The sequence below is a fragment of the Legionella nigrisilvae genome (genome assembly GCF_977063395.2).
Genome location: NZ_CDRUGZ020000020.1, coordinates 45041 through 58985, shown reverse-complemented (window position 1 = coordinate 58985; position 13945 = coordinate 45041). Strand labels below are relative to the sequence as shown.

The window sequence follows — 13945 nt, the reverse complement described above, 5'->3', positions numbered from 1 at the left end:
TCAATCTTGCTAAGATTGTTACTGTTGTTTTTTTACTTCTGAAAAGCTTGATTCAAAGCAAAATTATCTCGAATATTAAGAAAATAACTAGGCCTTTTATAAAATATAATATCGCAATCCCAATTGAATCTGATTACTGTATAATGTATTAAAACTTGTTGGTGTTCCAATTAAACCAATATTAAAAGGACCTCCGGTATCATAATGTCCAGTATTGGAAAATTTACCCAGATCCACAAATTGATAATTAAAATCAAGTAACAAACGATCACAGAGAGCATAAGCCAATCCGGCGCCTACCTGCCAAGCGAAGTGATTGACGGTATGACCGAATTCATTTTGCTGTACGAAAGGCCAATAAATACTATTGGTTGTATTAGAACTCAGGCCGATACCAGCCATTAAATAAGGCATAACTGGTAGGTTTAAATCAAAGTCATAATAACCATTAGCCATAACGGTATAATTTCTGAGTTTCGCAGTACCTATTTCAGGTGCATCATCCGTTGCTTGGAATGAAATGGAAGGGCGATAAGTAAATGTAACGTCGGTTCTCAATTGCGGCATGAATCGATAACCAATCCCAACATTATAGCCCAGTCTGTCTTCTATATGCGTATCGAGCGCACTGATTGGAGTATTTGAAAGATAACTCGCAGTCATTGCCGAGGGGTCATTAAAGAAGTTATAACCTAAATCACCTCTTATATATAAATTTCTAATTGGTGTATCTGTTCCCATGGTCCCTGAATATAAGTTTCCTGCAAAAATAAGACCCGAAATAATATAAATTATATTCTTTTTCACTAATTATCCTTAATTTGTAAATACTTACTCATACTATAACGAGATTAATTTAATGATGTAAACTGTCGCTACAAATTAATTGAAATTTTCTTGCTTGGATATCCTTAGAAGTCTATAGAGTGATGTAATTTGGTTAATCGCATTTGAGGCCGGTTAGATGGTGCACTTTGTTCCTTTTCAAGGGCTTCTAGCAACTTCGGTAGCCGCTCAAGTCGTTCTTCTCGTGCATAATCTTTTTTCAACTCGATATCGCTATATTGAATCCCCGTTTTTTCGCCTATAACAGTAAATATACGATTCAGATCTCCGTCGGGTTTTATGGGTTTATTCCCTAAATTTTTCTTTATTTGTTGCAGGAGCTCCTTTATTTTTACCTCTAAAGAAGGAGAAAAATCACACTCAATTCTAGAAGAGAAAAAGGTTCTAATTACCTCACCCTTTCTTTGCTCCTCGTAGGTAATCCCATAACAATCTTGTATGGTCACTTTGATACTCAGATCATCTTTTTGTTCTGTAAAAGACTCGGTTTGTGGACCAGATACAGGGCACCAGGTATCGCCCAAGGTTTGATTATGAATGGCACCTAAAGCTTTTTGGACCTCGTTTCCATGGTTGGTTCCCCATCTTCCTCCAAAAAATCTACCAAACATACCGCCCCAGGCATAACATTGTCCTAATGGAGTGTGGGAAAAAGAACCGGAATATTCAAATAATAATTTTTTTATCACATCAAAATTATCATTTTTGTGAGTTAGATAGTTCCATTTTGCTCTCCAAACATGCAGCGGTTTACCAGACATGAAATCACCTTATTGATGCTTTGATGAAAAAAATTAAATTTTATATTATTTTTCATGGTGATTCAATAATTGTCTTTGTGTGCATTATATGTGCTTTGTGCTGTTTGCGGTCATCTTCTTTGGTTTGGAAAATGAACGTCTTTAGATTGAACTGCTCATTAAACTGTGGTTCATATGAAGTTGTGCAATGACGATAAGTATGGGGTTACTGGAAGGTCATGCTTGCTATTGCATACAATCTGTTAGAAGTTGTTTTACTTTTGCTAAACCTAGGCTTCGCAAATTCGCTATATTGTTCTCTGGTATTGCTTCAGTGGAGCCATAAAAGGCAATTGCTTGATCAAGCATCGTTTCTCTTAATAAATGCAGCATAGGGTAGGGGGAGCGGTTGGTATAATTACTTACGTCATCTTCGGTAGTTCCATAGAACTGGTATGCGGGGTGAAAAGTTGCTAACTGGTATACTCCCTGGTATCCAGATTGCATTATGGCTTCATTGGCAAGATCAACAAAGTCTAAATACTCAAGAAATTCACTTAAAAAATGTGGAAAAAGGAGTAAAGTCGTTCCCGTACCAGGATTTGCGTTTAAAAGTTCAATTTCCATGAATAAATCCTGAAGGCCTTCTTCAAAATTTTTAGCTGAACTTACTTCTATCCTTACCCTATTTTTATCCATTTCATGTTTTGCAAAAGGACAGAAGTTGAGTCCGATCACCATGGATTGGATCCATTTTATGGTCTGTGAAATATACATTGACTAGCCTTTTATATGGGTTCTAAGTGACCTTTTATCTTGTCGAATTGAAAATGTAAAGCTTCTTGTTCTATCCGGGATACCTGATCTAATTACTGTATCATTTTTGAAAAGGGGAAATAACCTTCAAGTAAACATGAATCAAATAACATTAGTAGAAAGTTTTTATAGTTTTGCTGATTACATTTTTCAAGATCCTGGTCAGATATATATATTCTTTCCGATGTGATCGCCCAAGCATATAAAGCCCACTTACTTTGGAGCAGCATCCATTTTTATTATACGTAGTCATTACAGATGGCATTTTATGTCTTAGACGCTTTTCGATAACTGCTGGAACAATATAAGGGGTTCAGCACCGATAATTAAAATATGGCCTATAATTTAAACATGTTGTATTAATTTGTATCTCGCCATGAAACTTAAAATTGATCCCACTTTGATTAATAATTCCTCACAAGAAGCACAAGCATTAGGTGATTATCTGATTAAGAATGATTTAGCTTTTCTTGAGAAGAAAGGAGAACATAAGATAGGGCCTTCTCTCGAACTAGAAATAACTCACAACTTGATTCTTGATCAGGAAAACACCAATTCTAACATTAAAAGGTACTATGTTATTAGTAAAGACTTTCTTGGAAAAGGGGCTTTCAGTAAAGCTAGAGGGGCTATGGGTTATATTGATGTTGATATAGCCAGTGGTAAGGTTACTTATACGCCAAGTGAGGACAAGGCTATTAGAGTAAAAAACACCCAGTATGCCCAAAAGAAAATACTCGATACTGGTGCAGCTCCATATAGTCACTCAGAAGCAGTTTCAGCTTATGAGCAAACTAAAAACTTTAGTCATATAGGTATGCAACCCCCTATTGAGGTTAAAAAATCTCACGCTCAACTCGGTTTATTCTCAAAAAGTTATGCGCTCATGAATAAGTTAAAGGGTAGAGATCTAGATGTAGAAATTGTCGATTTTATTAGTAATGCTGATCCTGATACTGCAGCAATGGTCAAAAGTGTCTTGCTTCCTATATTAGAAGCATATAAAACACAAATTTCCGATAAAAATTTTGTTCACAGGGATATTAAACTAGAGAACATACGTGCCTATTTATCCGGGAAGGAGTCTACGATTAATTTTTTAGATGTAGATAGTGCTTTAAAAGTTGGTGAAAAGGATACTATTTATGGCAGCCCAGCCTTTTTACCGCCCGAACTATTTCAAATAAGCTCTACAAATACTATACCAGTAACTCCAGCAAGAGACATCTTTCAACTTGGGGTGTTGTTAATAGCGTGTTTAAATCCAAATTTAGATCCTAGCTCTTACTTTACGGATGAGCTAAATGCACAGAGTGGTCAGGAGGTTGTTGACTTCGCTCTTGAAGAAATACACAAGAATGGATGTTACGATCCGGACAAGATGGGATTTGATTTATTTGAGTACATCCAAGACTCTCAAATCATTCCTTCATCAGAAGAAACTGACCTACGTAATGAGATAAAAGAAATTTTAAAGGAAATGACCAAAGAGGATCCGACTAAGCGTCCTGAAATTGCTACTGTTATTTCTAAACTTAATGATATATTAATTAGGTTAGAACCACAGCAACAGCAACTAGGTATCGTACCATAGAACGCACGGTACAAATATTTATCCCACCCCATTCTGCTTTCAACGAGCCAAGAGGGATATCCGTGCAGTATTTGCTTTATAATATTTTTGCGTCACTTCTGGATGGTAGGTGACTAAAAATGTATGAGGCGAAGGTTAGCGTCATTGTCTTCTGCTCAAAAAGCTTCTTAAACAACCCGCTATGGAGCCAGGATGTTCTTCTTGGACGGTCTTTGACTGGTTTGCAGTTGCCTTATATATTCGTTTGTAACTTAAAGCAGCAAAAATACCCAAGAGATTGTTGGCGATATTGAAAGCTGTTATTAAATCGCTTTCTTTATAACTACCTAACCAGGAAGATACGCAAATATGCTGTAGTACTTGGTATTGGGTGTCGCCCGGCTTCATATTGTGAAAATAAGTCAGATTCCATAAGCAAGTATTAAGCGAGAAAAATGGATGACCAATAACTGTTTCTCCCCAATCTATAATACTTATCTCTCCTGTGTTTGGTGAACGTAGCATATTATTATCCTGAAAATCGCAATGATTGATGGTTTCAGGGATTTTATACTCTGCCAGTTGTTCACATTGTTCTACAAAGAACCCATAAGCCTGATTAAGGGCAGTGATTTCTTTGGGAGTTAAGCCATCATCAATTAACAGCTGCGTTTCTTTTATAAGCTTGCTATAAAGCAACGGAAATTGATCAAGCTGCCAATTGGGAATACCCAAAGCAACCAACTGAGGTATATCATTTTCTAGTTTTCTTTGAATCGATACATAATTACTAATCCCTTGTCCCAATAAGTCAGTATCAACATTGTCCTTTAAAAACAGAGCGCGTAAAGTGACATCACCACAAGCTGGTGTCAAAAAGCAATGGTATCGATCATTTTTTGCAATGACTGTTGGGATATGCTGACATTCTTGAGCTTGAAGCAAAGAGATAGTGTCGGGTTCAAGATAAAGTTCGGGCGGCGTTTGCTTCAGATAGAAGACGCCTTTTGAGGTGTTTATTTTTTTCACGATGGAATGGGCTGGTTCAACTATTTTTTGTATCGCAACCAGTTTGTAATCATGAGCTTCCAGATAATTAACAGCCCATTGGGTAGCTGCATCATTATTTTTCATGCTTCTTCCAGATAGCGTGCAACTTGGGCACCACATGATCCACATTCGCCTTCAAGCCTAATTGTCCTACCATCTTCCATGACAACCGGGGATTTAATTCTGCTTATGCTCCTGCATTGATTACACCAGACATTATTTAATATTATCTCTTTCTGCTTTACTTTTTCCCATAGGTGGAGCGCTTTTGGAGTGCCACGAATACCTGCAGTTTCTGGAATCGTGGTTCTTTGTTTTGCCAAATCCCAGTAGTGCATTAGCTCCATAACCGATTTGCCTTGGAGATTTTCCAAGCCGCGTTCTTTGGCAATATCCTTCATCGCATTTAAACGTTGTTCAAATTTATTCAGGCTGTTTCGCAGAGTGAGCTCGGTATCAAACTTACAATAAGTGCATAAAGAAAATACTGCGTGCAGTAAATCGCCTATTTCATCCTGCAAAGCAGCTCTTTTGTCTTTTGCCTCCAGATGTTCTTCAATCTCCAGGCACTCGCTTCGAATTTGCGCCATAATTTGGGCTTTGGTTTCCCATTGCAGGCCAAAAAGAGCGGCTTCTTTTTCTAAATGTTCCAGGTCATCAAAAATGCTTTTATTCATTCTATTTAATCAACTCAAAGTCCAATGCAAAATCAATTTATTTTGATATGTAGATCATCGTTCATGGCAATAGTCCAATTAAACGCGTAGGTGCCTCAGTTGCTTGCCTTATTTTCAATGGGAAAGCCATAACAAAACTCCCTTTAGAGGGTAATTGTTCACTATTGGCAATATTTTCCACGATGTATCGTCCTGAACTTAACAAAATGCGATGTACTGGATAACCATCATCGGGCCTGTCAGGCGATAAGGTGTCTATACCTAAACCCACAATGTCTCGTGACACCAGCAAGAGGGCAGTTTCAGCCGAGACACTGGGAAAATTATACTGGTTACGATATTGGATGGGGTTACCCCAGAAACGTGCCCAGCCGGTTTTTATGATCACAAACGAACCAGGTTGAATTAGGCCATGTTTTTTTTCAAAATCAGCGATATCTTGTGGGGTGACACTATATAGTTCATGCGATTTTTGGGAGACATCAATGAGAATACAAGGAGCAACTAATCGGTCCAGTGGAATTTGGTCTATAGACAATCCATCAGGACAGCAATGCGAGGGCGCATCCATATGCGTTCCTATCCCTGCCGGCAGAGTAAGATGTTGCACGCGAAATGAAGTTTCGCTGGTACAGTCAGCGTAATCCAATACTATTGTTGACGAGAAACCACAGTTTTCCTCCCAAGAAGGGCTGGTTTCATCCAAAGTATGGGTTAATTCGATGAGTTGATAGGGAAATTTCATTGTGTTATTTCACTTTTTTAGTAAACCATAATATCAAATCATCATCTAAAGAAACCATTTTTCCTGGAACAAGTGGTTTATAGTTATAGGTGACTCCCAGCCCATCAGGAATATAGCCCCGTTTGATGTAGAGTCGTTGCGCCTGGCCATATCCACCATCTTGCCCGCTATATAAGCCTACACCAATACCTACGTATGAATGCTGACTTGCTGCTTTTTCTTCAGCGACTGTTAGTAAAGTACTTCCTATTCCAAATCTGCGAAAAGAAGGCAATACATTTAGGTCCATAATTTCTGGGATTTGTTTATGAGCGAATGGTTCATAGAGCGATGTCCATTTTAGCGTAACATAGCCTGCAATTTGGTCTTGAAAATAAGCCAACCATACGACTCGCTCAGCCTGTTGTTGTTCTTGATAATACGTTTCAAATAATGATGTAGGTTTTGGCCAATTTACTTTTTGAAAAGCATCGACCAGCAAGGGGATATCAGTCAATGCCAAGGGTTTAATAACAATAGCTTGTTGGTTTATTGTTGAAGGCGCAAGCTGCTTCATCATATATACCATATTCCATTCATATCCAGCGGGTTTTAAATCAAAAAGAGCTTTAAAGCCCACCGATTGATAGAAACGATACGTTTTAAGATAATTCGCTTCTGATTTAGATGGACTCAGTGTTTCAACGGTTATGGTTTTAGCTCCTTGCGTTACAGCATAATGACAAGCTCCATTTATTAATTGCTTTCCAACACCTTGACGGTGAAAATCCCTTCTTACAGCCATCCAATAAATATTGGCATTATTAGGGTAAGGAAAATCAATTGAAATGAGAGCAATGTAGTTATCACCCCTTTTAGCGGCGAAATTTATACGTTGGGTAACCCCAATTGCGTAATGCTCATTTGCTTCTGGTAATCCAAAGTATTCAGGCAACTCCATTGTTATGGTTTGACACAAGGCTTTAGCGAGTTCACCCGTTATTTTTTCAATTTGAATCATAATATTTTCCCTGTCGCAATATTTGCGTATCAGATGCCTAAAGCTTTTATATTTTTGTACTCATGCATTACATAAGATTGATGCGCTGAGAAAAATTTAGTTTATCGATTTAATGTGTAGTGCTTAAGATTTTCTTCCGGGTGAATACTCATCAGAGAAAATGATGGTTCTATTTTTACCTTGTTTTTTAGCAACGTACAGTGCTTTGTCGGCCGCCTCGATTAATTCATGCATTGAAGAACCATGCTGAGGATAACTAGAAACCCCCAGAGAAATGGTGATACTAAAGACATTGCTTTTAAGTGTAATTGGCATTTTACTGACCTCGTCGCGAATGGTTTCTGCAATTTGTTGTGCATTATCTAGAGTACAGTAAGGTAAAACCAATAAAAACTCTTCTCCACCATAACGACAAGCCAAATCACCCTCACGAGTTAATGATGCAAGCAGCTTTCCTAACAAAGCCAATGCTTGATCCCCTGTATCATGGCCTAAGTTGTCATTAACGCATTTGAAATTATCTACATCAACCATAATGAATGCAATCTTTGTTTGGTTTTGTTTTGCCTGACTTATTTGCTTCACCACATATTCATCCAGGAAACGGCGATTCAATAAACCTGTGAGGGGATCGCGAATTGCTTGGGAACGCAACAATTCTTTTAGACGTATATTTGCAATAGCTAATGAAACAGTTTCGCTAACCACATGAATTAAAGCGCTTTGTTTTTCAGTAGAGGAACAACTTGAATTTGTATCAATGAACAACAAGCCCAATATTTCAAATTGAGCCATTAAAGGAATACATAAAGATGCGTGTTCTGTCTGGTGCATTTCTTTAATGTGCTGACAAATAACAGTGGGTTGCGAATTACTCACTTGATGAATGCATCCTCTCCTTAATGCCCAGCATTCATCAGGAGAAAAAGTTATGGCGTAGTCATTGCTCTTATTACCCCAGGTAATTTTCTTATCAAGGTAATTGCGTGAATTATGCATGAGATATAAGACACCATCAGAAAAATCAAGAATTTCAGTGGCAAATGAAGTAAAAGATTCAAGTATTTCGTCAATGTTTTTACAGGCCAGCAATGTTTCACTTAATTGAGTAATCAAAAACATTTTTTGATTAATCGACTCCAATTCTAATTTTTCTTTTTCAACAATCTCATACGCTTCTCGAAGTGATTTTTCTTTTTGCTGTAATAATTTGTTTTGTTCCGTTTGACGAGTGACATCGCGAATAATGGCTATGGCAGCTAATCCTTTAGCGGTATCTAAGGGGCTCAGACTAATTTCAAGAGGAAATATTTCTCCATTTTTTCGCTTACCACTAAGCTCCATTCCAAGACCCATGGGGCGCACGCGAGGCGATTTAAAATAGCTATCACGATGTTGTGGATGAGCTTTAGCGAAGTGTTCTGGCATTAAGATTTCAACGGATTGTCCTAATAGCTCTTCTTTGGAATAGCCGAACATTTCTTCGACTTGATTATTGCTAAATTCAATAAGACCATCTTGGTTGGTTAATATCATCGCATCAGGAATCGCTGATAAAAAAGCGGCATTGTATCGTTCACTGTCTTGCAATTTTTTATTAAGCTCCTGGATATCTTTGGCTCTTTTCAAGATTTCGGTCCCCGCTTTGCCTTTGCTGCTTTGCAAAGTTTCGATGATTTTCAGCTGGGAATCATGTGATTGCTGAAGATGAATAAATTCCGTGACATCTTCTACTCGATGGATAATGTATTTGACTTGGCCATTTTCTAGCACCGGACAATTAAGTGGACTCCAATAACGTACCTCAAAATCACCTCCAAAAGAGGCGGGGCGGCGAATGTCGTATTTTTGGATGGCCATCGCGTCACAAACCTTATCCTTTAAAACACGATTCAATGAGTGGCGTAAATTATACACACCTGATGCGGATTGGTCGTTGGGATTATCTGGAAACACATCGAAAAGATGTCGGCCTAAGATGTCTTCTCTTTGTACCATAGTCGCTTTAAGATAGGCATTACTAGCCCCCACAATGGTTAGTTGTGGTGATAGAATAAGGTACAAATCGGGTGCTGCTTCTAAAATGGCTTTGGCATCTTCCTTAAAATTTTGAGAAATTTCCATTTTCGTGCTTATCCCTTAATCTTTAGAATTACTTAATCTCTTCTCGCACCCACGGTGCAAATCTGATGAAGGTACTTAATCTTAATATCCGTCCCAGTTTATTGGACATTATTATCCTATGGGTCGGTTTTTAAATGGGGTCACTTGTTGATGATTGATATCCTTTATGATTTTTCCGTGTATCACGAGAAATTTTCTGAGCCCATCACACATATCATAGCCCCATATTATTACCAAATTGGCGAGCAATTTCATCTGCGCGCCACAATATTTTGCTTATGTAATAGGGTCAAACTGCGAGTCTGACCCCTTATTCATATAGTTATATCAGTACACATTTGGGCAATGAGGTATGTTCTGTCATGTTATTTGAAGGCGCTCTATTCATCTCATCCAAGAAGGTTTTACCTCCTCTTTTTAAGTTCAATTTAGAGCCTGTAATTTTGGGAGCGGATTGAGTTGAAGCTACCGAGGTTTCAAGCATTTCAATGCCAAAATTTAAGTAATGAATTGTTCGAATTTCACTATTTACCAATCCTTGCACATTATGTTGATAGTATTCCAGGGGATCTTCTTCAATGGAAGAAATACTAAAAAGCGAACTGGGGTTAAATTTGTTCGATTCTACATGCTTTTTTTCGAACAACGCTTTCATTGCTTTAGTGAAGAAAGGGATGCATAACGCATTATCATTAAAGCTTCGATAAAACGGACAGGCAAATCCTTCTTCTCCAATTTGGAAGATGGTTTTACCATCCACTTTTCTGCAAAAATCTTTGCTCGCATAAATGGATAAGCTAATGGTAGAGATTTTTAAACTGTTTTCTTCGATCTTTTCAGATGCGAGGTGTTTCCTAGCTTTCAAATAAGTAGTTATGGTGTTAAATAGATTTTGTGGAATTTTATCTTCATCAGTAAGCGTATAGGGATTTTTAAATGTAGCGTCCTTCATGGCTTTAAAAGTAGGTTCATCGACAAAAATTCTGAGTGAAACAGGAGTAAGATCATCTTTTAAATGGCCTACATACTCGGATACTAAATGATTGGTATATGCAAGTACTCCTGGCAGTTCTGTGACTTTATTAAGCGGTCGTGTTGCACCCGAGGCTTTATATTTTACTTCAACCGCATAGCGTAAAGGCTCATTGATCTGATCTTCTCCATTAAAAACTTGAGGATGCACAATACCTCGTAAACCTCCACTGCCTACGAAATACTCGGTATCAGGGTGTTGCCTTTTTAATTCATTAAAATCCTTAATTTCCTGATATTGAATTTTAATGCCTATTGAGGTGGCAAAACCTCTTAGTTTTTTTTCTAAATCACTGATTATTACTTTAGAAGGGATACTATCAAGCACTTCTCCGAAGCCCTTACTTCTGTCCATTCCCGCAAAAGAACTTTGTTCAACATACATCGCGTGATTGCGTATAGGCTCCTCATATTTTTCAAACATGAGAATTTCTTTTTCCGGGAATTGTAGTTTTAATTGTATTGCACCTAACAGACCAATAGGTCCTGCACCAATGAAAATTATATCAGCCATATTTACTTTAGATTGAAAAACAGAAACTTATAATAGCAAGTAATGGGTGATTTGCCTCTTATTTTCCTGCCCGATTTGCGGTGCATAGCTAATCAAATTGCTGGAAAGTGCGATACATTCGTTAATCGGAACAGCTAATTTGCTGCATGAAGCGCTGCCTTTTCAATTTCATAAGAAAAAACAATATAATAAATACCCTTTTTACGCGTAGCGATTTCTTTTTCGAAACTCGTATGCATAACTGCTAAGTTTTGTAGTTCGACTGCGATATGTCAAAAAAACTCCCATGATCTTTTGCAGTATGAGTGAGGCTAGGTAAGAGTTTTTTTAAATTCATTGAAAAGTTTTCGGTAATGTATGCAGGATTATTTAAATCGTCCAGGTCTATTTTAAGAGCAATTAATTTTTTTCTCTCTTGGCTCCAATAATTGGGACCTCTTAATACCTTAATATTTAATATTCTCATGTTAAATTCCGTTTACGTAATTTCCGTGTTTGCTGTTAGCTGCATGCAAAATTGAAGAGATAAATAAACTGCACTTGTCTTTGGGTAACGCTTCTTTTAATTGAGTATAGTCATAATTCAAAAAATAAAAGACTTTAGTTTTAGCTACTGATTGCATATCAGATTCGATTTCTAAAACTTTATTACTGAAGGTTAAAAGACACTTCTGCACTAGGTCATTAAATGAGGAGTGTGGTTCATTTTTAAGCAAACAGGTCAAATACAGCTATAATTAAGGGTAGGGTGAATTTTCTAAGCGAGTAGTATTATGGCTCAAGCAAAAAATCCTATTAGAGAACTGAGAGTTGGTTTTTTCGGGAGTGGGGGTTCAGGAAAAACGCAACTGGTTAATGTTTTGGCGAGTAGGAGGTACAGGACAGACGAAGGTACTACAATTGGTATTTCAAATAACTCATTCCAAAGCGAAAGCGGAGATGTTCGCGTTACACTAACTACTCATGGAGAGGCTGTCAAGCATAGGCAAAAAAAGGAGCAATGGGTGAGGGCAGAGCCAATCAATGTGATTTGCATTGATCAAAGTGACAAACAATCCTTACAAGAGGCTGACTTCTATATAATGGAAGTCCGGAAACAAAAACCTGATTCTCAAATTATAATTGCAATTACTAAAACAGATGAGAGTGAGAAACAACAGGTTACACAGAAAGATATTCAACAATTTAAAGAAAAACATAAGCTTCCAGATATAAAGGTTATGGAGACCAGTGCTGCAAAGAATACAGGAATTGATGACTTGCGCGATTTGATTGTTCGGCAAAAAGATAAACAATTAATTGACAAATTTAAGATGAAAGTTGATTTAGCTTCTATGGAGCTCAAGGCGATTGGGGCGAACTCCCAGTCCCCCGCAGTGAAAGCTTGGGAAACGTTTCAAAATGAGATAGCTGCAGCAGCAAACGAATGTTCGAAAAGCATGGTCCAGGGTGCAATTAAAAAATTTACTAGCCAGCTAACCGAAAAGACATTAGAAGTAGAACCTCCGAAAGTACGTGATTTTTTTACAAAACTCATACAATGGTTTAAAGGACAGGATTGGAATACTGCAGACGAGATTAGAGAAAATATCCGTTATGAAGGACAAGTTGCGCTAAAAGAAAAACTAAGCTCTTATAAAGATGATGCAATAGAAGAGAGCAAAAATTTCAAACCTTAATCTTAACCAAAAGAAATGTCTATAAAAGTCAGGTTGTAATGTATGGAGGATTATGAATTCATATGCAATCAAAGCTTCTAAGTTGTATCGATAGAGCGATCAGATTAATGGTAAAGACAAGAAAGGAACAAGATCTATTTCTAAACAATACATCTTGTTTCCTCTACTAAATCATTACAGGCAGCAATCTCCGTTTGATTTTCAAGAGTATCCGGTTTAAAAAATAGCGACTCTCTTATTGAACTTGCTCTTTCTACTAAAGTGGTTGTTTCATTTCTTGCCCATTTATGCATTTCACCCTCTCGTATACAAGGGGAATACAAAATTTTGTTTTCATAATAATCAACTCTTATAGAAGTTGGATAATCAGCAAATCCTTCTAGAAATCGTTTGGCCATTATGTAAGCTTTATTATTTGGATCACAAAACCACAATTTAATAGTAATATTATCTGTTTGAGTTATTCCGTCCGCTATCATACGTTTAGAAATATCCTCTACTGTAACTGCTTTTTTCCCTCCCGAAACGCAATATGGCCAATCATGAAAGGGGAGATGTTTTAATTCCTCATAGGGTAAATTTGGATTATCTAAGACAGAGGATAATTTTCTATCGGGATGACAATCAATTCCGTGGCCTAGCACATAAATTTTTGTATTAGGAGGCAAAGTAGATAAATCACATTGGTTGTGTAATAAAATGATAAAATTTTTATTTTTAAACCTGCTTGCATTATTATTTTTGAATGTTTGAATATCCTTTTTCACTTTTTCTGAGAGTTCATCCTCCCTAAATGGTACATAAATATATCCGTCAACAGGATTTTTTAGATAATGATTACAGATATTATCAAAAACTTCTTTTAAGTTATTAAGGATGCCTACAGTCATGATTGATTAATTTAAATACAGCTTGAGGCATTATAATCCACAAAACATTATGGTTTTATTAATTAATAATTAACTCTGTGGTTTAAATCGTTTGTTTGGTCAAATTGTCTAACCGATATGCTCGTCCACAATTGATGTCATTCCCGAGTAGGCGGGAATTTTTTCTCCAAAACAAAGTTAGGAATTATTTGATGGATGGATTCCGCCTGCGCGAGAATGACCCTATTAAACTGCAGGAGTAACACTATATCCTGGGAAC

The 13945-nt window shown here is 37.2% G+C and carries 13 protein-coding genes; 2 read left to right on the top strand and 11 right to left on the bottom strand.

Annotated features, from left to right (window positions below; genetic code table 11):
• Positions 1–96: 96 nt before the first annotated feature.
• The 3 genes from ACWTE2_RS09015 to ACWTE2_RS09005 all read right to left on the bottom strand — a co-directional run bounded on the left by ACWTE2_RS09015 (position 97) and on the right by ACWTE2_RS09005 (position 2363).
• A complete protein-coding gene (locus ACWTE2_RS09015; protein WP_454785082.1) occupies positions 97–807 on the bottom strand; it encodes an outer membrane protein in 711 nt (236 codons plus the stop codon).
• Between the two features lie 104 nt (positions 808–911).
• Positions 912–1607 carry a hypothetical protein gene (locus ACWTE2_RS09010; RefSeq protein ID WP_454785081.1) on the bottom strand — a complete coding sequence of 232 codons (696 nt, stop codon included), beginning with the start codon at positions 1605–1607 and terminating at the stop codon, positions 912–914.
• A 225-nt stretch (positions 1608–1832) separates the two neighbouring features.
• Entirely contained in the window at positions 1833–2363 is a 531-nt protein-coding gene (locus ACWTE2_RS09005; RefSeq protein ID WP_454785080.1) for a DUF1415 domain-containing protein, read from the bottom strand.
• Between the two features lie 415 nt (positions 2364–2778).
• On the opposite strand from ACWTE2_RS09005, the gene ACWTE2_RS09000 reads away from it, so the two are divergent.
• On the top strand, positions 2779–3996 hold the full coding sequence (locus ACWTE2_RS09000; protein WP_454785079.1) for a protein kinase domain-containing protein: 1218 nt from the start codon (positions 2779–2781) through the stop codon (positions 3994–3996).
• Positions 3997–4137: 141 nt separating this feature from the next.
• Here ACWTE2_RS09000 and ACWTE2_RS08995 read toward each other — a convergent pair whose 3' ends face one another.
• The 7 genes from ACWTE2_RS08995 to ACWTE2_RS08965 all read right to left on the bottom strand — a co-directional run bounded on the left by ACWTE2_RS08995 (position 4138) and on the right by ACWTE2_RS08965 (position 11386).
• Entirely contained in the window at positions 4138–5109 is a 972-nt protein-coding gene (locus ACWTE2_RS08995; protein WP_454785078.1) for a phosphotransferase, read from the bottom strand.
• Positions 5106–5702: a MazG nucleotide pyrophosphohydrolase domain-containing protein gene (locus ACWTE2_RS08990; RefSeq protein ID WP_454785077.1), complete on the bottom strand. Its 597-nt coding sequence runs from the start codon at positions 5700–5702 to the stop codon at positions 5106–5108. Before ACWTE2_RS08990 ends, ACWTE2_RS08995 begins: the two co-directional genes overlap by 4 nt.
• Before the next feature lie 61 nt (positions 5703–5763).
• The gene (locus ACWTE2_RS08985) at positions 5764–6447 is read right to left on the bottom strand and encodes a cyclase family protein (RefSeq protein ID WP_454785076.1); all 684 of its coding nucleotides are present in this window, start codon (positions 6445–6447) and stop codon (positions 5764–5766) included.
• 4 nt (positions 6448–6451) lie between these two features.
• The gene (locus ACWTE2_RS08980) at positions 6452–7447 is read right to left on the bottom strand and encodes a GNAT family N-acetyltransferase (RefSeq protein WP_454785075.1); all 996 of its coding nucleotides are present in this window, start codon (positions 7445–7447) and stop codon (positions 6452–6454) included.
• Between the two features lie 123 nt (positions 7448–7570).
• Entirely contained in the window at positions 7571–9571 is a 2001-nt protein-coding gene (locus ACWTE2_RS08975; protein ID WP_454785074.1) for a sensor domain-containing diguanylate cyclase, read from the bottom strand.
• Between the two features lie 322 nt (positions 9572–9893).
• Positions 9894–11117, bottom strand: coding sequence for a hypothetical protein (locus tag ACWTE2_RS08970; RefSeq protein WP_454785073.1), 1224 nt, complete (start codon positions 11115–11117; stop codon positions 9894–9896).
• A gap of 134 nt (positions 11118–11251) precedes the next feature.
• On the bottom strand, positions 11252–11386 hold the full coding sequence (locus ACWTE2_RS08965) for a cyanophycin synthetase family protein (RefSeq protein WP_454785394.1): 135 nt from the start codon (positions 11384–11386) through the stop codon (positions 11252–11254).
• 504 nt (positions 11387–11890) lie between these two features.
• Between ACWTE2_RS08965 and ACWTE2_RS08960 the strand changes: the two genes are divergently transcribed.
• Positions 11891–12796 carry a GTPase domain-containing protein gene (locus ACWTE2_RS08960; protein WP_454785072.1) on the top strand — a complete coding sequence of 302 codons (906 nt, stop codon included), beginning with the start codon at positions 11891–11893 and terminating at the stop codon, positions 12794–12796.
• 140 nt (positions 12797–12936) lie between these two features.
• Here the strand turns inward: ACWTE2_RS08960 and ACWTE2_RS08955 are convergent, their stop codons facing one another.
• Positions 12937–13686, bottom strand: a complete 750-nt coding sequence (locus ACWTE2_RS08955) for a hypothetical protein (protein WP_454785071.1) — start codon at positions 13684–13686, stop codon at positions 12937–12939.
• Positions 13687–13945 lie beyond the last annotated feature (259 nt).

Excerpts from the sequence above, each read along its gene's own strand:
- ACWTE2_RS09005 (WP_454785080.1), bottom strand. The coding sequence starts at position 2,363 with ATGTATATTTCACAGACCATAAAATGGATCCAATCCATGGTGATCGGA.
- ACWTE2_RS08980 (WP_454785075.1), bottom strand. The coding sequence starts at position 7,447 with ATGATTCAAATTGAAAAAATAACGGGTGAACTCGCTAAAGCCTTGTGT.
- ACWTE2_RS09010 (WP_454785081.1), bottom strand. The coding sequence starts at position 1,607 with ATGTCTGGTAAACCGCTGCATGTTTGGAGAGCAAAATGGAACTATCTA.
- ACWTE2_RS08955 (WP_454785071.1), bottom strand. The coding sequence starts at position 13,686 with ATGACTGTAGGCATCCTTAATAACTTAAAAGAAGTTTTTGATAATATC.
- ACWTE2_RS09000 (WP_454785079.1), top strand. The coding sequence starts at position 2,779 with ATGAAACTTAAAATTGATCCCACTTTGATTAATAATTCCTCACAAGAA.
- ACWTE2_RS08995 (WP_454785078.1), bottom strand. The coding sequence starts at position 5,109 with ATGAAAAATAATGATGCAGCTACCCAATGGGCTGTTAATTATCTGGAA.
- ACWTE2_RS08990 (WP_454785077.1), bottom strand. The coding sequence starts at position 5,702 with ATGAATAAAAGCATTTTTGATGACCTGGAACATTTAGAAAAAGAAGCC.
- ACWTE2_RS08970 (WP_454785073.1), bottom strand. The coding sequence starts at position 11,117 with ATGGCTGATATAATTTTCATTGGTGCAGGACCTATTGGTCTGTTAGGT.
- ACWTE2_RS08985 (WP_454785076.1), bottom strand. The coding sequence starts at position 6,447 with ATGAAATTTCCCTATCAACTCATCGAATTAACCCATACTTTGGATGAA.
- ACWTE2_RS08975 (WP_454785074.1), bottom strand. The coding sequence starts at position 9,571 with ATGGAAATTTCTCAAAATTTTAAGGAAGATGCCAAAGCCATTTTAGAA.
- ACWTE2_RS08960 (WP_454785072.1), top strand. The coding sequence starts at position 11,891 with ATGGCTCAAGCAAAAAATCCTATTAGAGAACTGAGAGTTGGTTTTTTC.